This is a genomic window from Amphritea sp., from assembly GCF_050300915.1.
Taxonomy (GTDB): domain Bacteria; phylum Pseudomonadota; class Gammaproteobacteria; order Pseudomonadales; family Balneatricaceae; genus Amphritea.
Window position 1 is genome coordinate 1 of record NZ_JBNKYN010000030.1, and the last position, 21374, is coordinate 21374.

A 21374-nucleotide genomic window follows, 5' to 3' on the forward strand; every position below is an offset into this window, starting at 1 on the left:
GCGACCGTGTTGTTAGCCCGGGATCAGCTCCCGGACCACAGTGATCATACGGTGGTTGAGAGTTTTCAGCAGATCATGCTGACGAATATTTAACAGAGGACTGAGCAGTGAGTGAATTAACAATATACCCTGATAACAATGCCCAGCCGGTTTACTGCAGCACGGATGGTGCTGAAATTGGTGCTAAGCTGGCTGAAATTGGTGTTCAGTTTGAACGCTGGGAAGCGGGGCAGGCGGTTGACGCTAACAGCAGCGCCGAGGAGATACTCGCCGCTTACGCCGCTGAAATTCAGCGGCTGAAAGATGAGCAGGGCTATGTGACAGTTGATACCATCAGTCTGGCCAGCGACAACCCGGCCAAGGATGAGCTGCGGCAGAAATTTCTCAGCGAACATACCCATAGCGAAGATGAAGTCCGCTTCTTTGTTCGTGGCGCAGGGATGTTTTATCTGCATGTCGCCGATAAAGTGTATAAGGTTCTCTGTTGCAAAGATGACCTGATCTCTGTGCCTGCAAACACCACCCACTGGTTTGATATGGGGCCGGAGCCGGACTTTACCGCGATCCGCCTGTTCAATAATCCGGAAGGCTGGGTAGCTAACTATACTGGCAGTACCATTGCCGATCAGTTTCCTAAGTTTGAAGCCTGAGGCGTCAGCTGAGCGGGCTCCCGGCGCAGGCACTTCATCTATCGATGATGTGCCTGACTGTTATCTGCCTTTTCAGAGCGTCTTCAATACCCCGGTGGCGATCTGTTCCGGGCTGTAAACCCCGGTATCGAGAATCCAGCCGGTGACCAGCGCTGCCGGGGTAACATCGAAGGCTGGGTTATAGACCGGGGTATTATCCGGCGCCCAGTTTACCTCGCCAAAACTGCCACTGACACCCTGTACTTCAGCCGGACTGCGCTGTTCTATGGGAATCGCTTTACCATCGGGGCATTCCGGATCAACCGTGGTGTAGGGGGCGACCACATAGAACGGCACCTTATGGTAGTGGGCGATCACTGCCAGTGAGTAGGTGCCGACTTTATTGGCAAAATCACCTTTAGCAGCGATCCGGTCAGATCCGACCAGCACCACATCGACTTTACCCTGGGCCATCAGCGTGGCGGCCATATTATCGCAAATCAGCGTGTGGGGAATGTTCAGACGGTCCATCTCCCAGGCGGTCAGGCGACCTCCCTGAAGCAGGGGCCGGGTTTCATCCACCCAGACATGCAGCTGCTTACCCTGTTGTTTCACCGCACCGATAACGCCGATAGCGGTGCCCACACCGGCGGTGGCCAGGCTTCCGGTGTTGCAATGGGTGAGAATATTAGCGCCGTCTGCAATCAGCTCTGCGCCAAAGCCTGCCATGCGGTTGCACAGATCAACATCCTCTTCGAACAGCTGCTCGGCGCAACGGCTTAAGCCAGCCGGGCCTTCGTTTTCAAGTGTCGCCAGCATCCGGTCGATGCAGTTCATCAGGTTAACCGCAGTCGGTCGTGCTGCCCGCAGCCGCTCAGCCTGAGTATGCAGCTCTTCAGCGGTCAGACCCTGCTCTGCCAGATGCGCTAGCAGCAGGCTGGCTCCGATGCCGATTAATGGCGCTCCCCGAATCTGCAACTTTTTAATCATCGCAATCATGTCATCGCTGCTATCGCAGGTAAGCCACTGCTCTTGGTGAGGTAACTGGTGCTGATCCAGCACGTAAAGAGCCCCGTGTTGATATTTAATACTGGTTGCGAGCAGGTCTTTCATGAGGGCTCCATCTGGAAGGTTTTTCAGGCCGCCTAAGTTATCAGGAACGAAGGGTTCAGAAAAGGGGTAGGCAGAGCGGGACGGATTTGCCACAATGCAGGCAATCGAGTCAGAGGCGGGTCTTCAGCTCTCTCATGGCTCCCTGATTCTTGCTTTTTTTACCTGCTTTGGAATTGATAATAACAATGAGCTTCAGAAAATTTTCCTCGGATACCGATGTCATCGCTTTTGCCCGTCAGCACAGCGATCTGTTTACCGCCGAAGAGTCTTTACAGGTGGAGGAGATTGGTGATGGCAATATCAATTTTGTCTACCGGGTGTCTGGTGCAGCCAACAGTCTGATTATCAAACAGGCGTTGCCCTATGTCCGGATTATTGGTGAAGGCTGGCCGCTGTCTCAGGACCGCGTACGGATCGAGGCGGAAGCGTTGCAGCTGGAGGCGAACTACTGTCCTGACTTAGTGCCGCAGGTATATAGTTACGATGCTGAGCAATGCGCCATTGTGATGGAAGATATCAGCGCGTTTGAAAACCTGCGAATCGCCATGGTGCAACGAAAACAGCTGCCTTCGCTGGCGGAGCATCTGGGGCGTTTTCTGGCGGATACCCTGTTTTATACCTCGGATCTTTATCTGGACACCTATGAGAAAAAATCGCTGGTGCAGCGGTTTATCAACCCGGATCTGTGCAAAATTTCTGAAGAGCTGTTCTTCTGGGACCCGTATTGTGATCACGAGCGCAACAGCATCAATACCTCTCTCCGTACAGATGCGGAAAAACTCTGGCAGGATAGTGCATTAAAACTGGAAGTGGCCCGGCTGAAGATCAAGTTTCTTAATCAGGCTGAAGCGCTGCTGCATGGCGATCTGCATGCCGGTTCGGTCTTCGCGAATGAGCATGGCACGAAAATTATTGACCCTGAATTTGCCTATGTTGGTCCGGCAGGCTTCGATATTGGCACCGTCATCGGTAACTATCTGTTGAACGTTGCCGGACAGGCAAATCAGTCCGGGGATAAAGCTGAACGCAGCGATTATCAGCAATGGTTGCTGGACGGTATGCAGACCCTGTGGCAGACCTTTGAACAGCGTTTCCGTGCACATATGTCAGCGGAAATCCGTGACCCGAGTCTGCAGCTGAACGAGTATGCAGACTGGTATATCAGCGAGCTGTTGGCTGACACTCTGGGATATGCGGGAACCGAGATGATTCGCAGAACCATCGGTCTGGCGCATGTTATGGATATTGAGTCGATTGAGGATGCTGAACGTCGTGCCGACTCTGAACGTCTGGCGTTGACTCTGGGGCAGATACTGATTAAACAGCGTACGACATTGAGTAGTATTGCTGAGGTTATCGATAGAGTACAGGCTGAGCTGTACTGCCGTTAAGCGCCGCCTGATAACGTTGAAAAGCCTGCTCTGATGTCAGTCAGTGCAGGCTTTTCAGGTTCTGGCCGGTGTGCACAATCACTGCACGTAGACCAGCGGTGTGGTTGTGCTCCAGAGAAATACGGTGGCCGACCGTAAACCCACCAGTAACACCAATCCCACCGTCAGAATAGAGATGCAGAACAGAAAGCCCCGCTCTTCAGGAATCTTCATAATGATCGGAACACCGGTAAACAGCAGCCAGGTGCTGTAGCCCAGAGCCACTAACCCCACCGCGACGCAAAACCATAACATGGGATAGAGTGCGGCAAATCCAGCCAGTAACAGGGGGGTGGCCGTATAGAGCGTCAGATTCATACAGCGCTCCAGTGATGCATGGCCGCCGTAGGTTTTTTCCATCCAGTGCATGGCAAAGCCCATTAAGCAGAGGGCGAAGCAGGTTGCCAGATAGAACGCGATGGCTGAGTTCAGCGCGCTGATCAGGCTCAGCTTTATCGCATCTCCCCCCGGGGTCAGACTCCAGCCGAGCTGAGTGGTACCGATAAACAGTGAAACGGCGGGTATCAATGCCAGCAACGCCAGAATCACAAGCACCTCGCCCGTGCCCCTGAGTTTTTCATCCCGTAGATGCTGCATTGCCAGGTGGGGATGATAGAAGATTTCAGACATCGATTTTATGGTCATGAGAATCACCTGCTATGTTGTGGGTGGTGCCAGATTATTACGTGTCTGAATAAAGGGTAGATCAATATCGTCAATCTGTACTGCTGTACCTGAGTAAAAACTGTATCTGGTGCAGTACTCTTATAATTTTTATTCTCTGTAAACGGCATGAGTATGGAGAGTAAGCATGAAAACAATCGGTCTGTTAGGCGGAATGAGCTGGGAGTCCACCACCAGTTATTACAAGGCAATCAACTGTGGTATCAAGGAGCAGTTAGGTGGATTACACTCCGCTAAAATGGCATTGTTCAGCGTTGATTTTGCGGAGGTTGAAACGCTGCAGCAGCAGGGTGACTGGCATCAGGCCGGGGCGATACTCGAACAGGCGGCGCGGGCGGTAGAGGCCGCCGGAGCAGATTTCTTTATGATTGGCACCAATACCATGCATAAAGTCGCGCAACAGGTGGAAGCGGCGGTGTCGATTCCATTGTTGCACATCGCCGATGCCACGGCAGAGCAGTTAAAAGCAGACGGTATAGAAACGGTTGGTCTTTTGGGTACCCGCTTCACTATGGAACAGGATTTTTATAAAGGCCGCCTGAGCGCGCAACATGGTATCCGGGTGTTCGTGCCCGATGCGGCTGATCAGGCAAGCGTGCATCGCATCATTTATGATGAGCTGTGTCAGGGGCAGATCAATGACGACTCGCGCCAGGCGTATTTGAAGATAATCGCTTCGCTGGCGGAGCAGGGGGCGCAGGCGGTGATTCTCGGATGTACGGAGATCGCGCTGCTGATACGCCAGTCAGACACCCCGGTGCCAGTGTACGATACCACGGCTATTCATGCAGCCGCAGCGGTAGAGCTAGCCCTGTCCTGAGGTGGTTAATTAGCTTAATCGGTTCCGGGCGCCACCCGTTTACAGTGCTGGCGAATCAGTTCGGTGATCTCTTTATTGAGATGTTCATAGGATGTCTGCCCGACCACTGCCTGGCTATCAACGGTCACTGTACAGTTTCTGCCACTCTCCTTGGCTGCGTACATGGCGATATCCGCGCGTTTGACCGAACCTTTGATATCGCAATGGCGGCACAGTTGAGTGACACCGAAAGAGGCGGTGACAGAGTGTAGGTTGCTGTGATGGCTGATACTGCTGTTTGCCAGCTGCTTGCGGATACGATCGACCACAAACCCCGCCTGCTCCAGGCGCATATCCGGAAAGATAAACAGAAACTCTTCACCGCCATAGCGTGATACGGTGTCATGACGGCGTATCGCATCGTTGAATAACTGTGCAGTGTGACTTAGCAGCAGGTCTCCCACATCATGCCCCCAGAGATCATTCACCTGCTTAAAGTGATCGATGTCGGCCATGGCGACACAGCAGTAGTAATCTTCGGCCCGTTGCATCCGGCTATATTCATTGGCCAGAACCGAGTCTACAGATCGCCGGTTCATCAGTCGGGTAGTGGGATCAAATTGCTGCTTATTCAGCACCGAAAATTCAAACAGCATCATCACCATATCGAAGAACTCCTTTTGCAACTGCATAAAGTTTTCAAACGCAGCAATATCAACCTCTGCGTGCTGGTTCAGCTGATAAATCAGGGTACGGGCCGCGGCGTGTAACTGCCTGTGATAGTGCTCAATTCTGAGAAAAGAGCCCTGTTGAAACAGCTCATCCTGGAAGATTTTTGTCAGCCAGCGACCAAAATGGCAGTGAAGGTGCGCATCCTCCGCAATAAACTGGTCTTCCTCTAACGGTTGCCGGGTCACCAGTGCCGTGGTAATTCTCTGCATCCAGTAGCGGTGCGCTTCTAGCGATTGTTTAATATCGGCAGCAAGCTGTTCGAAATCATCATGGTGCAAACTTTCAAGTAGGTTATTGATCACGTTATCAGTCCCTGATCTGCTCGTGTTGGCGTGCCGGTGGCTAGTACTAGCGGGGGCCTGATCATCTGCTTTACTCATTTGGGCGAATCCTAATGCAGCGCCAGTTGTTCAGGTATAAGCTGCTGCAGTACCTGATGCTGATAATGTTTTGCAGAACTACTGATTTTTCCGCTTTTGCCCGTTGTGAGCCAGCGTTTAATCCGGCCGGCATCTCCAACCGGTGTGCGTTTACCATATGAGTTTAGCATGACCATGACGGTTTCTCTGCCATTAACACGGGTCATCATGACCAGACAGCGACCCGCTTCATTCAGATAGCCGGTTTTGGTTACGTCAATATCCCAGCTTTTACGGTGAACCAGTACATTGGTATTACCGTAGCGCAGACTATATTGCGGCTTGCTAAACTGGGCCGTGTAGCTTCTGGTTTTGCTATATTCGGATATCTTCGGGTAGCTGGCGGCGGCCCGCACCATAATAGCAAGGTCCGAAGCGGTTGAGACATTCGCTGCCGACAGTCCGGTTGAATCAACAAAGTGGCTATGGGTCATGCCCAGCTGCCGGGCTTTCCGATTCATCGCGTTAACAAATGCTTTGATCCCGCCGGGATAGGAGCTTCCAAGCGCCGAGGCGGCCAGATTTTCAGAGGACATCAGGGCGATGCGTATAACATCTTTGCGGGGCAGCTCAGAGCCAATGCGGATCCGGCTATAGTAGTTATGATTGGCTTGTTTTTGGGTCTCGGTGAACCTGATCTTCTCCGACAGGGAGAGTTCTGCGTCCAGTGTCACCATTGCGGTCATCAGTTTGGTGATGGAAGCGATCGGTAGCACCAGTTCTGCATGTTTTTTATACAGAGGTGCGCCGGTTTTATTATCGACAACAGCGGCACTGACCGAGGCCAGTTCTATTTTTTCCGGGTCGAGATTAAGTAACCGGTGGGTTGCACTGGAAACAGTGCTGGCTTTGGTTATTACTGCTGGTTGGGCCGCAACGGATAGCGCTAGGAGCGACAGAAAAATAGTACATATCAGTACACACAACCGTTGTATCAGTCGATTAGCTAACCGCTTCGCCTTTTGGGCTTCAGCGTTACGGTTGTTGGACAGGCGTGTTGCTGAGATTGTTTTCAAAACAGAGCCGTAATATCAGATTGTTATTTCAACAGTTATTGGCCTGAGATCCCTGTATACATAGCCGTATAGTTGCAGACTTTACCATAGCAGGATCTCTTTATCGTTGGTTTCGTTACTCATTTTATGTTTTTATGGCGGCAGATCGGGTCAGGCCAGTAAGAAGAAATATGCGCTGAAGCACGATGAGTTAGAATACAGTTCCGTCAGAGTAAAATGAACAGCGCTATTTCTGGAGCGAGCAAAATTTAAATGGAACAGATTATTACACTGATTCTCGATTCTGGCCGAACGGCTATGGATATGGTGTTGTATGTATTGCTGCCAGTGATGGTAGTGATGTTGGCACTGATGAAACTGCTGGAAAGTAAAGGCGTACTTGGCTGGATCTCAAACAGACTGTCGCCGCTGGTGAAGCCGTTTGGGGTTCCGGGGCTGGGGATCTTTGCGATGCTGCAGATTCTGTTTGTCAGCTTCAATGCGCCGGTTGCTACACTGGCGATTATGGATCGGGACGGCACCGCGCGGCGCTCAATTGCTGCTACCCTGGCGATGGTGCTGACCTTGTCACAGGCCAACGTGGTCTTTCCTATGGCGGTGTTTGGTCTCAATGTGCCGGTGATTATGATCACTTCGTTGATCAGTGGCCTGATTGCGGCGGCCGCGACTTACTACCTGTTTGCCCGTGATCCGCTGCTGGATGATGATTACAACCATGCACAACACCTGGCTCCTGAGCTGCATGAAAAGAAAAATGTGATTCAGATTCTGTCAGATGGTGGTCAGGAGGGGGTTAAAATTGTAATCGCCTCGATACCGTTGCTGATATTGGCGCTGTGCTTTGTTAATCTGCTGAAAGTGACCGGATCAATTGATTTGTTAACCGCTCTGCTGGCACCGGTGCTGGCACTGGTTGATCTGCCTGAGTCAACGGTTTTGCCGATCGTGACCAAGTTTATCGCGGGTGGCACGGCGATGATGGGGGTGACCATTGATCTGTTAAATCAGGGGGCGATCACCGCAACCGATCTGAACAGGATTGCCGGGTTTATCATTAATCCGTTTGATGTTGCTGGTGTGGCTATCTTAATGGCTGCCGGCAGGCGTGTTTCTGCAGTTGCCAGGGCTGCTGTGCTGGGAGCCCTGGTGGGTACGCTGGTTCGCGGTGTACTACACCTGATTATATTCTGAAGAGGCTACGGGTTCAGCTTGACCCTTTGCCTGAGCAGACATAGAGTTGACCCATTACGCTGTAATTGGCAGCAATCCGGGAAAGGACAATCATATTCATGCAATACCCACCGACTAAATTACCTAAAGTTGGCACTACTATTTTTACTGAGATGTCGCAGCTGGCAGCAGAGCACGGGGCGATTAACCTGTCTCAGGGCTTTCCCGATTTTGACGGGCCGCTGGCATTGTTAGATCGGGTAACCTATTACCTGGAAAACGGTCTTAATCAGTATGCCCCGATGGCCGGGGTGCTGTCGTTGCGCACGGCTATCTCGGTAAAAGTAGAAAAGCTCTACGGCTGCCAGGTAAACCCTGACACTGAGGTGACCGTTACTTCCGGTGCCACTGAGGCACTGTTTGCGGCTATCGGTGCGGTGGTGTGTCCGGGTGATGAGGTGATCGTCTTTGATCCTGCCTATGACAGCTACGAACCCGCCATTGAGCTCAATGGTGGACGGGCCGTGCATCTGGCATTGCATGCCCCTGATTTTGCCATTGACTGGTCTCAGGTTAAGGCCGCGATCAATTCTAAGACCCGTATGATTATCCTGAACAGCCCACATAACCCAACCGGATCGGTGCTATCGGCTGCGGATCTGGATCAGCTTGAAGTACTGGTAAAAGGTAGCGATATTTTGCTGCTCAGCGATGAGGTTTACGAGCACATCTGCTTTAGTGGTCCACACCAGAGTCTGTTGTGCAGACCCGCTCTGGCTGAACGGGCCTTTGTTGTGTCATCTTTTGGTAAAACCTATCACACCACAGGCTGGAAGGTGGGGTATTGTGTTGCACCGGCGGCCCTCACCACCGAGTTTCGTAAACTGCATCAGTATCTGACATTTTGTACGGTGCATCCGATCCAACTGGCGTTGGCTGATTTTATCAATGACTTTCCCGAGCACTATCTTGGGCTGCCAGATTTTTACCAGCAGAAACGGGATCTTTTCTGTCAGTTGATGACACCCAGCCGATTTCGTTTTACCCCGGCAAATGGCACCTATTTCCAGCTGATGGATTATTCTGCCATTCAGCCGGATATGGATGACCTGACCTTTGCCCGCTGGCTCACCACTGAGGTGGGGGTTGCCGCGATTCCGGTATCGGTTTTTTATCAGTCACCGCCGGAGCAACGCTTAGTGCGTTTCTGTTTTGCTAAAAGTGATGACACGCTGAGAGAGGCGGCGGAGAAATTATGCAGGATCTGACAATAACGCTGATTCAGCCGGATATGCAGTGGCAGAGCCCGGCTGAGAACCGGGCGATGTATGAACGGCTGATGGAAGAGCATTCCGCAGGCAGTGATCTGGTGCTGCTACCGGAGATGTTTTCCACCGGTTTTACTATGGATAGCCGCACTGCTGCCGAGCCGATGGGGGGAGAAACCTGTCAGTGGCTGCAACAACAGGCGGTGGAGCGCGACATTGCGATTGCCGGCAGCCTGGCGATCGAAGCGGGCAATGGTTATGTTAACCGGATGATCTTTACCTTCCCGGATGGCAGCCAGACATTTTATGACAAGCGTCATCTGTTCCGAATGGCCGGTGAACATGAGCGTTACCAGCCGGGAGAGAAGCGGGTTATTGTTGACTATAAGGGCTGGCGGATTCTGTTGCAGGTCTGTTATGACCTGCGTTTCCCGGTGTTCTCCCGCAACCGTAATGATTATGATCTGGTGCTGTATGTGGCCAACTGGCCTTCGCCCAGACGCCAACCCTGGCGCAAGCTGTTACAGGCCCGGGCGATAGAGAATCTGTGCTATGTCGCCGGAGTTAACCGGGTGGGCAGCGATGCCAATGGGCATGATTATAGTGGAGACAGCATGCTGGTGGATTTCAAGGGTGATCTGCTGATTGATCGGGAACCCGGAGTCGCTTTCTGTGAAAGCCACACGCTCTCTGTCGAGATGCTGAACGACTTTAAAGAGAAGTTTCCCGCCTGGATGGATGCAGATAGGTTTACTATCAGCGATTAGAGTTTGATCCTTCATCTTTACGGACTGTAAATCCTGTTGGTTGTGCACAGCCTCCACTGTGAAACGCGTTAACCTGTTATGATGCACGTTTGAGCAATAACAGCCTATTTCTAGCCATTTATTAAAAAGGAAAAACCGTTTGCTAAAGCTTAAGGCCTCTTCGGGCAAAGCCATTTCGTTTGTGGAGTTTGTTGCTTTAGTGGCGATGATGATCTCACTAACGGCGATGTCGATCGATATGATGTTGCCTGCTCTGGGGTTGATCGGTCGTGATCTTCAGGTTCTCAATCCCAATGATAACCCGTTGATTATTTCTGTTTTCTTTATTGGCATGGCAACAGGGCAACTGTTTTATGGTCCCTTGTCAGACTCGATTGGGCGAAAGCCGGCTATCCTGTTCGGACTGCTTATCTTTGCTATTGGCGCGATACTCTCCATTGTTGCTGAAAGTTTTGAGCAGATGTTGCTGGGCCGCTTGCTCCAGGGACTGGGACTTGCGGGCCCCAGAGTCGTTGCCGTTGCACTGGTAAGAGATCTCTATTCCGGCAAAGCGATGGCACGGGTAATGTCCTTTGTGATGACGGTTTTTATCCTGGTGCCGATGCTGGCTCCAGTCATGGGGCAGATGGTGTTAAGCTTTTCGGGCTGGCAGATGATCTTTACCACACTGTTGACAGCCGGGCTTATTCTCAGCGGCTGGGTTGTATTACGACTAGAGGAAACCCTGATTGAGGAAAATAAACGCTCATTAAGACTAGGTAAGTTGTGGCAGGGGTTTAAAGAGGTTATATCCCACCCGATAGCGATGGGGTTCACGGTCGTAACCGGGTTGGTTCAGGGAGCATTCTTGGTTTACCTCAACCTGTCACAGCCGATGTTACAGAATCTTTATGGCCTGGGAGAGCTGTTTCCTATCTATTATGGGGCGCTGGCGGGCAGCATTGGTCTGGCGTCGCTGCTGAATGTCCGGTTAGTCGGTATGTTGGGAACCTGGAAACTTGTTGTCGCCGCACTATTGGGTATTTTCATCCTGTCACTGGTCTATCTGCCTGTCGTGTTCTTCTATACTGGTCAGCCTGTGCTCTGGTCTTTCATCGGTTATCTTTTTCTGGTGTTTTTTGCCGTGGGCGTGCTTTTTGGTAATCTCAGTGCACTGGCGATGGAGCCATTGGGGCATTTAGCCGGTATAGGTGCCGGTATGGTCAGCTCTCTGGCGATGCTGTTAGGTGTGTTTTCCAGTCTCGCTATCGGCCACTTTTATAACCATACGGTTTATCCATTAGTCGTTGGTTTTCTTGTATTGATTAGTTTCGGCTTGCTGGTCTGTTTCTGGTTAAGAAATAAGGTTACGGCCGTTCATTCATAGCATGCGCTACCAATGGCAAGTATAAGATGAGACGACATCTCTGCTGATTGATGGTCTTCAGGCGTTGATCAACATGGCCTGTTTACCGGTTATTTTCTTCCTGTTGTGGCTAAAATATATTTTAATATTAATTATATTTTTCAGCGTAATTTCAGCATGCCAGAATAAAGTTGTTCCTGTAGTCATTTGAAACAGATTGAGGATGGGACAATGAAAAAATTACTGATAGCCAGCACCGTTTTAATGTCAGCTTTGACGCTTTCAATTCCGGTACAGGCAGGCATTTATGATTACTCCCGCAGCGCAAATGGAGAGCTGATCCATGAATCGACGGAACAGGGGGTACGATCTCACGCACCGTTAACCATGAGTGCCGGGGAGAAATCTATGACCACGCAAACACTTTGGCAATGGGACGATGTAAATTATAAATAACACTGTCTCTATACATATTAAAAGCCCGTCAGAGATGACGGGCTTTTTTATTAAGGGGCACAAGTTTTGGGGTTCACTTTATGTTTGAGTAAATAGCTGATGATTATTTAAGAGATAATAATGAGCTGGATGGCCGAACAGACTTTTTATACTCATAACGCTTCGTCTGCCCGGGCGCTATAAAATGAAACGTTTAATTATTCTGGCAGCAGTTCTGGTGCCTGCAAGAAAGGTGGCGGATGAACCTCAAAGGAGCGCTTTTGTCGGTTTACGGTACGGTGCCCGCTCTCTGTTAGCGATCACCATCATCACGAAGATAGCTGTATCGGACCTGTGTTCACGGCTACGAGTACACTGCGTTGAGAACCGTCAAGTTTTTCACGATCATTCACTTGTGGCGTAATGGAACTGATCAGCAAACTCTATGAATATCCAGGATGCAGGATAACAGGAATCGAGACTATGACCAGGCCCCAGATGTCTGGTCAGTAGAGTGTAACGGGGGCCGGTGGCCGCTGTGAAACGGTCGCTTTGTCGATGAGCTATTTAAAATCTGTCAACCTCAGGGGGGCAATCGCGCCTTGCAAGGTTATGTCAGTTGTCCGCTAAAATATTCTGGCTTGTTATCTTTGTAACAAACTCTTGCGGTTTAACCTCTTTGCATTTCATATAGTTACATTAAAACTAACGCTTAAAATGCAGGCGTGATTCTTGCTGTAGGAGTGTTGAATATCATACAAACTGATCGGAGAGATAAGTACTATGTCTGTTGAACAAATCGCTGGCTTCTCAGCCAAAGCTAAAGCCGACGCCCAACTGGCGGAACAACTGAAAGCCTGTATCAAGATGAAAGAGATGTTTTCTCTGGCGCGGGAAAATGGCTTTGAGTTTGATGAAGACTCACTGTATCCACCAAATGAGCCGCAGTTTACAGAAGATCAGTTATCAGAGAGACTGGCGAAAGCACTGCTGCGTGTGTGACAGCGGTGAAGCAGGAAGGGCATGGCTGACCATGCCTTTTTTATTATTCGTTCAATCTGGAGCAATAGCGTTTTTCTGTAATTTGCCTTTTGCCTGAAGCATGAGTCTACAGGTTTGTTTACATAACATAATCCTATATAATCGGTGTAACAAAATTGTTAAGAATATAAATAATTTAATGGCCAATCTAAATTCATCGGAAGATATCGATTACGGAATTCTGGACACCCTCGTTGGGTACAAGCTGAGGCGGGCACAGGTCAATCTATTCAGTGATTTCTCTGAACACTGCTCCCGCTTTGGTATCACCCCCGGCTTATTTGGCGTGCTATCCATCGTTGAACGTAATCCCGGCCTGACGCAGACGGCGATTGCCAATGCGTTGGGGAATGACCGCTCTGCAATGGTAAGCGTTGTTGATCGTCTGGAAGGTATGAAGATTGTTGAACGTAAGCCTTCAGCTTCTGACCGTCGTTCACATGCGCTGTTTCTGACCAAGCATGGAGAAACTTTTTATAAAGAGCTGGTTGAAGAGGTGCTGCGTCATGAGACGAGTTTCTTAAGTCTGCTTAAAGAGGGCGAGAGAGAGCTCATTATCGATATACTGGAACGATTCGCATCACATAAGCCTGCTAAAGCTGAATCTTAAGTCGTTTCCAGAGCGCTTCAGGAGACCCCTGCAACAGCCAGGGGCCTCATTGTGTCTGGCCCTCAGGTTTGCTGGTTCTCTGTCGTGTAGGGCGTAAAAAAGCCCGGATAACACAGTACCATGTAACAGCGTTATCCGGGCTTATGAGCAGTGCGTTTCTTCGTTTAAAGACCCAATAGTTTTACCGCATTGTCTTTCAGAATCTTGGGTCTGACTTCATCTTTAATGCCAATAGTTTCAAAGTCTTTCATCCACCGGTCTGGTGTAATCACCGGCCAGTCTGAACCAAACAGCATCTTATCCTTGAGGATGGAGTTTGCATATTGAATCAGAATTTGTGGGAAATACTTCGGCGACCAGCCTGACATATCGATATAGACGTTGGGTTTATGGGTTGCCACGGAGAGCGCTTCCTCCTGCCAGGGGAAGGAGGGGTGGGCCATGACAATTGGCATATCCGGGAAATCCGCTGCAACATCGTCAATGTACATCGGATTAGAGTATTTCAGCCGCATATTCATCCCCCCGTGGCTGCCTGCACCAACACCGGTCTGGCCCGTGTGAAACAGGGCGATAGCGCCCTCTTCAGCGATCGCTTCATAGAGTACATAGGCCGAGCGATCATTGGGATAAAAGCCCTGCATGGTGGGGTGAAACTTGAAGCCACGAACGCCGAATTCCCGCACCAGACGACGCGCTTCGCGGGCGCCCATGCGTCCTTTTGCCGGGTCAATCGATGCAAAGGGAATAATAATGTCGCTGTTATCCGCCGCCAGCTGTGCTACCTCTTCATTCTCATAACGGCGGAAGCCGGTTTCACGCTCGGCATCGACCGGAAACAGTACACAGGCGATTTTCCGGTCACGATAGTAGGCGGCAGTTTCTTCAATTGTCGGCAACATGTTATGCCCGGCAGGGTTTTTAAAGTATTTGGCAAAATCCTGCTGAAACTCATAATAACCATCATCCCGGGCACAGGTGCAGGGTTCTTCGGCATGTGTGTGGAAATCAATTGCGATGATCTCATCGATGTTCATAGTGTCACCCTATCTCTTGTGAAAATTAAACCGGGATGCGGTTAGCTTAACTGTATATCGTCAGGCGGCATCCCGGTTTTACCTATAGTTCGTTTAGCTCAGCAGATGTACCATTGTCAGCGTAATCGGGGGGAATAGAACCAACAGAATCACCCGGGCAAAATCTGACATAATAAATGGCACAACGCCTCTGAAACTCTCTTTCAGGGAGAGTGATTTATCAAAGGAGTTAATGATAAATACATTCATCCCGACCGGTGGCGTGATCAGCCCAACCTCGACAACGACCAATGCGAGAATGCCAAACCAGATGCCAGTATCCTCTACCGACATACCGAAATCCATTGCCACAATAATCGGGAAGTAGATTGGAATTGTCAGCAGAATCATCGCCAGACTGTCCATAAAACAACCGAGTATAAAGTAGCTTAGCAGCATCAGTGCAAGAATCAGATAGGGAGACATCTCCGCATTCAATAAAAGCTCTGCACCCAGGTTTGGCAGGTTTGTCAGGGCGATAAAGACACTGAAAAGATCGGCACCCAGAATGATCATAAAGATCATCGCACTGGAAACGGCTGTTCTGATAATGCTGTCTTTAAACTGCCCAAAGGTTAATTTGCCGTGGGTCAGTGCCAGTATACCGGTGAGAATAACACCAACTGCTGCCGCTTCTGTTGGGGTGAAGAAGCCTAGGTAGATACCACCCAGTACGATCAGAAAGATCATGGTGATATGCCAGACATCCCGGGTGGATCTGAACTTTTGTCCCCAGGTGGTTTTTTCGCCTTTAGGACCGGCTTTAGGAAAGATCCGCACATAGATCGCAATAGCCAGAATATAACCGCCGGCAGCGAGAATACCCGGTACAAATGCGGCGATGAACATCTTGGAGATATTTTGCTCCGTCAGTACGGCAAAAATGATCAGCACCATGGACGGTGGAATCAGAATCCCCAGCGTTCCGCCTGCGGCAAGACAACCCGCGGCGAGTCCGCCCGCATAATTATTTTTCTTCATCTCCGGCAGGGCAACCTGGCCCATGGTGGACGCTGTTGCCAGAGATGATCCGCAGATCGCGCCGAATGCCGCACAACCGGATACCGCGGCCATCGCCAGTCCGCCTTTAAACTGACCGACCCAGGTGTTACAGGTGCGGAACAGTTCGGTGGTGATGCCTGCCCGGGTCGCCAGTTCACCCATTAGCAGAAACAGCGGTACCACTGAGAGGTCATAGGTGGAAAATTTGGAGTAGGGTACGGTACTTAAATAATTAAGGGTGGTGGGAAAACCCGCCAGAAGGGTATAACCCAGAGCACCGCATCCCAGCATAGCAATGGCAATCGGTATTCTGATAGACATCAGCACCAGTAGCAGTGCCAGCATAGACAGGGCCAGTTCGATATTGCTCATGATCTTAGGTACTCCCTGAAGCCCAGTAGGGTATCAATGAAACAGCAGAGTGTCAGAAGTGCCAGACAAAAAACGGCGGGTATATAAGCAATCCATACCTGGAGCTCAAGAATCATCGATTGCTCCATATACTCATGATAATCCAGTCCGCCAAGATACATCTGCCAGGTTAGCGTTGCAGCAATGATGGTGAAAATCAGATTTCCCAGCGAATCGAGAAAGTAGATCTTTCGCTTGGCCAGATTAATGGTAAAGAAGTCGACAATGACATGTCCTTTTTTAATCTGACACTCTGTGAGAAACAGGAAGATTGAGATGGCCAGGCCCATCTCCACCAGTTCATAATCACCCTCAACGGTGATGCCAAACAGGCTTCTTCCGATAATACTGATGACGGTCATCAGGGCGAGCAGAATCATAATAAAACCTCCCATCAGCGCCAGCTGACGGGAGATAAACTCGATTCCTCTCTTAGTCTGAGTAAGAAGAGTATACATAGCGGGGCCTTTTACTTGTTGGCCGTTTGATATTTAGCGATAAGCGCGTGGGCTTCGTCCAGCAGCTTCTGAGAATCATAGCCGTCAGCTTGCATATCTTTCAGCCAGTCTTCAGTGACAAAGGACAGTTTGGATTTCCAGATATCCACTTCAGATGGCGGCAGCTGATAGATCTCGTTACCCTGCTCAACGGCCGCTTGTCTGCCAACCGCCTCATACTCATCGAACAGTGCGCCGATATGACCCGCCAGCTCAATACCGGAGTTGTTGTCGATGACCTGTTTCAGGTCAGCCGGCAGTGAGTCGTAGGCTTTTTTATTCATGCTGAAAATGAAGGTATTGGCGTAGAGGCCCGGAACTTCAGTGTGGTGTTTAACCAGTTGATGGATTTTCAACGGTTTAACCACTTCGTAAGGTAGTACGGCTACGTCCAGTACACCTTTTGACAGGGCGCTGGGCATCTGTGGTACTGGCATGAATACCGGGTTCGCCCCCAGTTTAGCGAATGCATCCGCCATGGTTTTGTTGGGGGCGCGCAGTTTCATCCCCTCAAGGTCTGCTGCGGTATGAATCGGTTTCTCACGGGAGTGCAGTGAACCCGGTGCATGGACATGCATAGCTAACAGATGAACATCTTTTAACTCATCCGCCATCTCTTTTTCCGCATACTCCTGCATCGCCATACTCATGGGTTTAGCGTCAGTGGCGATGAAGGGGAGCTCAAATACGGTTGATTTTGGAAAACGTCCCGGTGTGTAACCGGTAACGGTCCAGGAGATATCAACGATCCCTTTGCGTACCTGATCAAACAGGGCGGGTGGTTTTCCGCCCAGCTGCATCGCCGGATAGAGATCGATCTTGATGCGGCCGTCTGATTCAGCCATCACCTTGTCTGCCCAGGGCTGCAGGAACTTGGAATGTGCCATGGAAGGGGGTGGCAGGAAATGGTGCAGCTTGAAGGTATATTCCGCTTCGGCAGAGATTGCACTACCGGAACCGAGTAAAAGCGCACACGCAACGAATGAGTGCTTCAGGGTGGATTTAATGCCCATTTTCAGATCCTTTGGATTCTTTATTGTTGTAGGATGCCAGCACGCTGGTATTTGTATTTATGCATAAACTGTTTAGTTTCGCAACAATTGCAGCTATAAAATAAGTGCGCGGCATATAGGAATATGTGGAAGCTAAAGCTTTCTATACTGAGTTATCTGTTTTACATCAGCAGGGTGAGACTTTAACTGTTTGTTTTTATAGATTTTTCAGATAGAGCTGTAGTGAATCTTGATGGGTATGTTGATTATTTGATAATAATATTGTTGATTAATACAACAATATTTCGTATAAACATAAACATGATGTTTGAAGCTGGTAAGAAAACCAGCAGTAATCGCTGTATGCAACAGAGGTGTGTAATGGCTGAATACCATTTTATTAAATTTTCTGTAGAAGCTGATATTGGCCATCTGCAACTGAATCGTCCTGAAAAAAAGAATGCAATTAACGATGCGCTTCTGCTTGAGATAGAAGATGTGTTTACGCACATGCCAGAGGAGGTTGCCGTCGTTATTTTGTCGGGCAACGGCCCTGAATTCTGTTCAGGCCTTGATCTGTCTGAGCATGTAGCCCGTGATCCTTATGGTGTTGTACAGCATTCTCGGATGTGGCATCGGGTATTTGGTCGTATTGCTAACTCGACTATCCCGGTGGTTGCGGCACTGCATGGTGCGGTTATTGGTGGGGGCCTGGAGCTGGCGTCCAGTGCTCATGTACGTGTTGCCGATGAAACAACTTACTTTCGTCTGCCGGAAGGACGACACGGCATCTTCGTCGGTGGCGGAGCATCCGTGCGTGTCGGTCGTATTCTGGGGGCCAGTCGGATGATGGATATGATGCTCACCGGGCGTACTTATAATGCGGTTGATGGCGAACGTCTGGGGCTTGCTCACTACTGTGTCGAGCCGGGCACTGCGTTAGCAAAGGCGACTGAACTGGCTAAATCAATTGCACAAAACTCAAGACTGTCCAATTTTGCCATGGTTACTGGTCTGGCCCGTATTGAGAGTATGTCGATGGATGATGGTTTATTTACCGAGTCTCTGCTGGCCGGTATGACGCAGACCAGCCCTGAAGTGCAGGAGCGTATTGGTCAGTTTCTGAACAGGAAAAAGAAGTAAGTCAGCGCTATCCCGGCTTAAAGTTAACTGCACTTTTTATCTTTGATGAGATAAGGCCGGACGCTTGCAACAGCAGCACAATCAGTCGATTTAGAATAAAAGAAAAATTGAGGACAGTCAGATGGATATCAATCAAAGGGTTTTTATCGTTACCGGTGCAAGTTCTGGCCTTGGCGAAGCGGTTGCGCGTCGTCTGGTTAATCAGGGTGCCTCGGTTGTACTGGCTGATATCAACGAAGAGCGCGGTGTTGCGGTCGCCGATTCGCTGGAGAATGCGGTATTTTGCAAAACCGATATTACCGATGAGCAATCAGCTCAAAACTGTATTGATACCGCAGTACAACAGTTTGGCTGCCTGAATGGCTTAGTTAACTGTGCCGGTATTCCTGGCGCAGAGCGGGTGTTAGGCAAGAGTGGCGTACACCGTCTCGAAACGTTTAACCGTGCGTTGCAGGTTAATCTGCTGGGCACCTTTAATATGGTACGCCTGGCTGCCAGTGTCATGAGTGAACAGGATGCACTCGACACCGGAGAGCGTGGCGTAATTATCAATACCGCCTCTGTCGCTGCATTTGATGGACAGATCGGTCAGGCCGCCTATGCCGCATCCAAAGGTGGCATGTGTGCGATGACGCTGCCACTGGCGCGTGAGCTGGCGCGCTTTGGTATTCGGGTGATGACCATCGCTCCCGGCATTTTCAAAACCCCGATGATGGATGTTCTTCCTGCAGAGGTTCAGGAATCTCTTGGGGCGGCGGTGCCATTCCCATCCCGTCTGGGTGAACCGTCTGAATACGCTCAGCTGGTGCAACAGATTATTGAAAACTGCATGCTGAACGGTGAAGTCATCCGTCTGGATGGTGCTATCCGGATGGCGGCGAAGTAGGTAACGATCATGGCTAACTATGTCGCGCCGCTTAAAGATATGGATTTTCTGCTAAACCATGTCGCAGATAGTCGGCAGTTTGGTCAGATAGAGCATTTTGCTGATTACGACCCGGATCTGGTCTCTGCAGTGCTTGACGAAGCATCAAAATTTGCAGGGCAGGTGCTCTCTCCTCTGAATCAGTCTGGAGATATTGAAGGTTGTCATTTTAATGATGGCAAGGTGACCACACCGGCAGGCTGGAGCGATGCCTATCAGCAGTTCTGTGACAATGGCTGGTTGGGTCTGGCTCTGCCTGAAGCGTTCGGTGGACAGTCCCTGCCGCGCTTTATTGCCGCGGCTGTACATGAGATGTGGCTAAGCTCCAATCTGAGTTTTGTCATGTTTCAGGCGCTGACTCAGGGGGCTGCAGAGATTCTGCTGGCGGCTGAAGATGATCGCCTGAAGCAGCGTTATCTGGAAAAGCTGGTCACCGGAGAGTGGGCGACCTGTATGTCTCTGACCGAGCCTGGTGCAGGTTCGGATCTGGGTAATACCCGCACCCGCGCTGTGCGTCAGGACGATGGCACCTATCTGATCACTGGCCAGAAGATCTATATCACCTATGGTGAGCATGATCTGACTGAAAATATTGTCCACCTGGTGTTGGCTAAAACGCCGGATGCACCTCCGGGCGGTAAGGGCGTTTCGCTGTTTATCGTGCCGAAGTATAAGGTGGATGAGTCAGGCCAGTGTGGTGAACTGAACGATGTCCGTTGTGTCTCCATCGAGCATAAGACCGGATTGCATGGCAGCCCTACCTGTAGCATTAGTTACGGCGATGATGGCGGCGCTATCGGCGAACTGGTTGGTGAAGAAAATCGTGGTCTTGAGTATATGTTCATTCTGATGAACGAGGCCCGCCTGAGCACCGGTCAGCAGGGTGTTGCAATCGGCGAAATGGGTTATCAGCGGGCGCTGGAATATAGTCTTGAGCGAACTCAGGGGCGCGATGCCCTGACGGGTGAAACTAATGTGCTGATTGCGCGTCACCCTGATGTTAAACGGATGCTGATGGGCTTGCGGGCACAGGTGACAGCACTTCGTGCGCTGAGTTATCAGATCGCTTCCCGACTGGATCTGGCAGAGGTTGAGTCAGAAGACAGGGCCGCCCATCTGCGTTTTGTTGCCTTAATGACCCCCATTTTTAAAGCCTTCTCGACTGAGAGTGGCAACCTGATGGCGGGGACAACGATTCAGATATTTGGCGGCATGGGGTTTGTTGAAGAGACCGGTGTTGCCCAATTGATGCGGGATATCCGGGTAACCACTATCTATGAGGGGACTACAGGGATACAGGCGAATGACCTGGTATTCCGCAAAGTTCAGGGCGATCAGGGTGAAGCGCTCAAAGAACTGCTGGTCGATATCGAGGCTGATTTTGCGAACTATATCGCAGCGGATATAGCTGGCGCTGAAAAAGAGATACTAAGGCAGATGCTTGCAGCGCTGCATGCGAGCGCAGAGTTTATTCAGCAACAGGGTAAGGCGGGGCGTGAAACGTTGCTCTGCGGGGCGGTGAACTTCCTCGAACTGATGGGCATTGCGTGTTGCAGCTGGATGATGATGCGCACCGCCGTGGCAGCGCATGAGCAGAAACAGCAGAGCACCGATACGCTCTATCTGAACAATCTGATATCGCTTAGTCGGTTCTATTTTGTGCATTTCACACCAAAAGTACTGGCGCTGTATACAACGCTGACCAGTGCTGAAACCGGTATCCAGGACTACCAGATAGAAAGATAGGTCAGTTCCGTTGGCTGACTGAAACAGAATAATAAATTTGAAAGCGAGAATAATAATGAACGCAGAGTTTCTTCCTGTAAATGTAGTGACCTATGACGTCAGTGTTGAGACACGCGAGGATGCT

21 protein-coding genes are annotated in these 21374 nt (G+C 50.3%); 13 read left to right on the forward strand and 8 right to left on the reverse strand.

The features are described from left to right. Positions 1–107: 107 nt before the first annotated feature. Entirely contained in the window at positions 108–650 is a 543-nt protein-coding gene (locus ACQY8X_RS09820) for a 1,2-dihydroxy-3-keto-5-methylthiopentene dioxygenase (protein WP_428034965.1), read from the forward strand. A gap of 72 nt (positions 651–722) precedes the next feature. On the opposite strand, the gene mtnA is transcribed toward ACQY8X_RS09820, so the two are convergent. Continuing rightward, positions 723–1742: an S-methyl-5-thioribose-1-phosphate isomerase gene (gene mtnA, locus ACQY8X_RS09825; protein WP_428034966.1), complete on the reverse strand. Its 1020-nt coding sequence runs from the start codon at positions 1740–1742 to the stop codon at positions 723–725. A gap of 185 nt (positions 1743–1927) precedes the next feature. On the opposite strand from mtnA, the gene mtnK reads away from it, so the two are divergent. Continuing rightward, positions 1928–3133, forward strand: a complete 1206-nt coding sequence (gene mtnK, locus ACQY8X_RS09830) for an S-methyl-5-thioribose kinase (protein ID WP_428034967.1) — start codon at positions 1928–1930, stop codon at positions 3131–3133. Between the two features lie 78 nt (positions 3134–3211). On the opposite strand, the gene ACQY8X_RS09835 is transcribed toward mtnK, so the two are convergent. Then, positions 3212–3817 (reverse strand): Yip1 family protein, encoded by a 606-nt coding sequence (locus ACQY8X_RS09835; protein WP_428034968.1) that lies wholly within the window; start codon positions 3815–3817, stop codon positions 3212–3214. A gap of 166 nt (positions 3818–3983) precedes the next feature. Between ACQY8X_RS09835 and ACQY8X_RS09840 the strand changes: the two genes are divergently transcribed. Continuing rightward, positions 3984–4676 carry an aspartate/glutamate racemase family protein gene (locus ACQY8X_RS09840; RefSeq protein ID WP_428034969.1) on the forward strand — a complete coding sequence of 231 codons (693 nt, stop codon included), beginning with the start codon at positions 3984–3986 and terminating at the stop codon, positions 4674–4676. A gap of 14 nt (positions 4677–4690) precedes the next feature. On the opposite strand, the gene ACQY8X_RS09845 is transcribed toward ACQY8X_RS09840, so the two are convergent. Both ACQY8X_RS09845 and pbpG read right to left on the reverse strand, forming a co-directional pair. Next, entirely contained in the window at positions 4691–5689 is a 999-nt protein-coding gene (locus tag ACQY8X_RS09845; RefSeq protein ID WP_428034970.1) for a diguanylate cyclase, read from the reverse strand. A gap of 89 nt (positions 5690–5778) precedes the next feature. Beyond that, the gene (gene pbpG, locus ACQY8X_RS09850; protein ID WP_428034971.1) at positions 5779–6822 is read right to left on the reverse strand and encodes a D-alanyl-D-alanine endopeptidase; all 1044 of its coding nucleotides are present in this window, start codon (positions 6820–6822) and stop codon (positions 5779–5781) included. 252 nt (positions 6823–7074) lie between these two features. On the opposite strand from pbpG, the gene ACQY8X_RS09855 reads away from it, so the two are divergent. From ACQY8X_RS09855 to ACQY8X_RS09885, 7 genes are all read left to right on the forward strand, one after another. Next, positions 7075–8013: a nucleoside recognition domain-containing protein gene (locus ACQY8X_RS09855; protein WP_428034972.1), complete on the forward strand. Its 939-nt coding sequence runs from the start codon at positions 7075–7077 to the stop codon at positions 8011–8013. A 98-nt stretch (positions 8014–8111) separates the two neighbouring features. Further along, positions 8112–9260 carry a pyridoxal phosphate-dependent aminotransferase gene (locus tag ACQY8X_RS09860; RefSeq protein WP_428034973.1) on the forward strand — a complete coding sequence of 383 codons (1149 nt, stop codon included), beginning with the start codon at positions 8112–8114 and terminating at the stop codon, positions 9258–9260. Then, a complete protein-coding gene (locus ACQY8X_RS09865; RefSeq protein WP_428034974.1) occupies positions 9248–10027 on the forward strand; it encodes an amidohydrolase in 780 nt (259 codons plus the stop codon). The genes ACQY8X_RS09860 and ACQY8X_RS09865 overlap by 13 nt, the downstream gene beginning before the upstream one ends. Before the next feature lie 139 nt (positions 10028–10166). Next, the gene (locus ACQY8X_RS09870; RefSeq protein ID WP_428034975.1) at positions 10167–11393 is read left to right on the forward strand and encodes a multidrug effflux MFS transporter; all 1227 of its coding nucleotides are present in this window, start codon (positions 10167–10169) and stop codon (positions 11391–11393) included. A gap of 210 nt (positions 11394–11603) precedes the next feature. Then, positions 11604–11828 (forward strand): hypothetical protein, encoded by a 225-nt coding sequence (locus ACQY8X_RS09875; protein WP_428034976.1) that lies wholly within the window; start codon positions 11604–11606, stop codon positions 11826–11828. Between the two features lie 762 nt (positions 11829–12590). Then, a complete protein-coding gene (locus ACQY8X_RS09880) occupies positions 12591–12809 on the forward strand; it encodes a Nif11-like leader peptide family natural product precursor (RefSeq protein ID WP_428034977.1) in 219 nt (72 codons plus the stop codon). A gap of 178 nt (positions 12810–12987) precedes the next feature. Then, positions 12988–13458 carry a MarR family winged helix-turn-helix transcriptional regulator gene (locus tag ACQY8X_RS09885; RefSeq protein WP_428034978.1) on the forward strand — a complete coding sequence of 157 codons (471 nt, stop codon included), beginning with the start codon at positions 12988–12990 and terminating at the stop codon, positions 13456–13458. 164 nt (positions 13459–13622) lie between these two features. On the opposite strand, the gene ACQY8X_RS09890 is transcribed toward ACQY8X_RS09885, so the two are convergent. The 4 genes from ACQY8X_RS09890 to ACQY8X_RS09905 form a co-directional block, all read right to left on the reverse strand. Continuing rightward, on the reverse strand, positions 13623–14495 hold the full coding sequence (locus tag ACQY8X_RS09890) for an amidohydrolase family protein (RefSeq protein ID WP_428034979.1): 873 nt from the start codon (positions 14493–14495) through the stop codon (positions 13623–13625). 93 nt (positions 14496–14588) lie between these two features. Next, positions 14589–15908, reverse strand: a complete 1320-nt coding sequence (locus ACQY8X_RS09895) for a TRAP transporter large permease (protein WP_428034980.1) — start codon at positions 15906–15908, stop codon at positions 14589–14591. Further along, on the reverse strand, positions 15905–16405 hold the full coding sequence (locus tag ACQY8X_RS09900) for a TRAP transporter small permease (RefSeq protein WP_428034981.1): 501 nt from the start codon (positions 16403–16405) through the stop codon (positions 15905–15907). Before ACQY8X_RS09900 ends, ACQY8X_RS09895 begins: the two co-directional genes overlap by 4 nt. 11 nt (positions 16406–16416) lie before the next feature. Next, positions 16417–17457, reverse strand: a complete 1041-nt coding sequence (locus ACQY8X_RS09905; protein ID WP_428034982.1) for a TRAP transporter substrate-binding protein — start codon at positions 17455–17457, stop codon at positions 16417–16419. A gap of 360 nt (positions 17458–17817) precedes the next feature. Here ACQY8X_RS09905 and ACQY8X_RS09910 point away from each other — a divergent pair, with 360 nt between their 5' ends. The 3 genes from ACQY8X_RS09910 to ACQY8X_RS09920 all read left to right on the forward strand — a co-directional run bounded on the left by ACQY8X_RS09910 (position 17818) and on the right by ACQY8X_RS09920 (position 21250). Then, positions 17818–18579, forward strand: a complete 762-nt coding sequence (locus ACQY8X_RS09910; protein WP_428034983.1) for a crotonase/enoyl-CoA hydratase family protein — start codon at positions 17818–17820, stop codon at positions 18577–18579. Between the two features lie 121 nt (positions 18580–18700). Continuing rightward, entirely contained in the window at positions 18701–19465 is a 765-nt protein-coding gene (locus ACQY8X_RS09915) for a 3-hydroxyacyl-CoA dehydrogenase (protein WP_428034984.1), read from the forward strand. 9 nt (positions 19466–19474) lie between these two features. Continuing rightward, positions 19475–21250 (forward strand): acyl-CoA dehydrogenase, encoded by a 1776-nt coding sequence (locus tag ACQY8X_RS09920; RefSeq protein ID WP_428034985.1) that lies wholly within the window; start codon positions 19475–19477, stop codon positions 21248–21250. Positions 21251–21374: the final 124 nt, after the last annotated feature.

Excerpts from the sequence above, each read along its gene's own strand:
- mtnA (WP_428034966.1), bottom strand. The coding sequence starts at position 1,742 with ATGAAAGACCTGCTCGCAACCAGTATTAAATATCAACACGGGGCTCTT.
- mtnK (WP_428034967.1), top strand. The coding sequence starts at position 1,928 with ATGAGCTTCAGAAAATTTTCCTCGGATACCGATGTCATCGCTTTTGCC.
- ACQY8X_RS09835 (WP_428034968.1), bottom strand. The coding sequence starts at position 3,817 with ATGACCATAAAATCGATGTCTGAAATCTTCTATCATCCCCACCTGGCA.
- ACQY8X_RS09840 (WP_428034969.1), top strand. The coding sequence starts at position 3,984 with ATGAAAACAATCGGTCTGTTAGGCGGAATGAGCTGGGAGTCCACCACC.
- ACQY8X_RS09855 (WP_428034972.1), top strand. The coding sequence starts at position 7,075 with ATGGAACAGATTATTACACTGATTCTCGATTCTGGCCGAACGGCTATG.
- ACQY8X_RS09860 (WP_428034973.1), top strand. The coding sequence starts at position 8,112 with ATGCAATACCCACCGACTAAATTACCTAAAGTTGGCACTACTATTTTT.
- ACQY8X_RS09865 (WP_428034974.1), top strand. The coding sequence starts at position 9,248 with ATGCAGGATCTGACAATAACGCTGATTCAGCCGGATATGCAGTGGCAG.
- ACQY8X_RS09875 (WP_428034976.1), top strand. The coding sequence starts at position 11,604 with ATGAAAAAATTACTGATAGCCAGCACCGTTTTAATGTCAGCTTTGACG.
- ACQY8X_RS09880 (WP_428034977.1), top strand. The coding sequence starts at position 12,591 with ATGTCTGTTGAACAAATCGCTGGCTTCTCAGCCAAAGCTAAAGCCGAC.
- ACQY8X_RS09885 (WP_428034978.1), top strand. The coding sequence starts at position 12,988 with ATGGCCAATCTAAATTCATCGGAAGATATCGATTACGGAATTCTGGAC.
- ACQY8X_RS09890 (WP_428034979.1), bottom strand. The coding sequence starts at position 14,495 with ATGAACATCGATGAGATCATCGCAATTGATTTCCACACACATGCCGAA.
- ACQY8X_RS09895 (WP_428034980.1), bottom strand. The coding sequence starts at position 15,908 with ATGAGCAATATCGAACTGGCCCTGTCTATGCTGGCACTGCTACTGGTG.
- ACQY8X_RS09900 (WP_428034981.1), bottom strand. The coding sequence starts at position 16,405 with ATGTATACTCTTCTTACTCAGACTAAGAGAGGAATCGAGTTTATCTCC.
- ACQY8X_RS09905 (WP_428034982.1), bottom strand. The coding sequence starts at position 17,457 with ATGGGCATTAAATCCACCCTGAAGCACTCATTCGTTGCGTGTGCGCTT.
- ACQY8X_RS09910 (WP_428034983.1), top strand. The coding sequence starts at position 17,818 with ATGGCTGAATACCATTTTATTAAATTTTCTGTAGAAGCTGATATTGGC.
- ACQY8X_RS09915 (WP_428034984.1), top strand. The coding sequence starts at position 18,701 with ATGGATATCAATCAAAGGGTTTTTATCGTTACCGGTGCAAGTTCTGGC.
- ACQY8X_RS09920 (WP_428034985.1), top strand. The coding sequence starts at position 19,475 with ATGGCTAACTATGTCGCGCCGCTTAAAGATATGGATTTTCTGCTAAAC.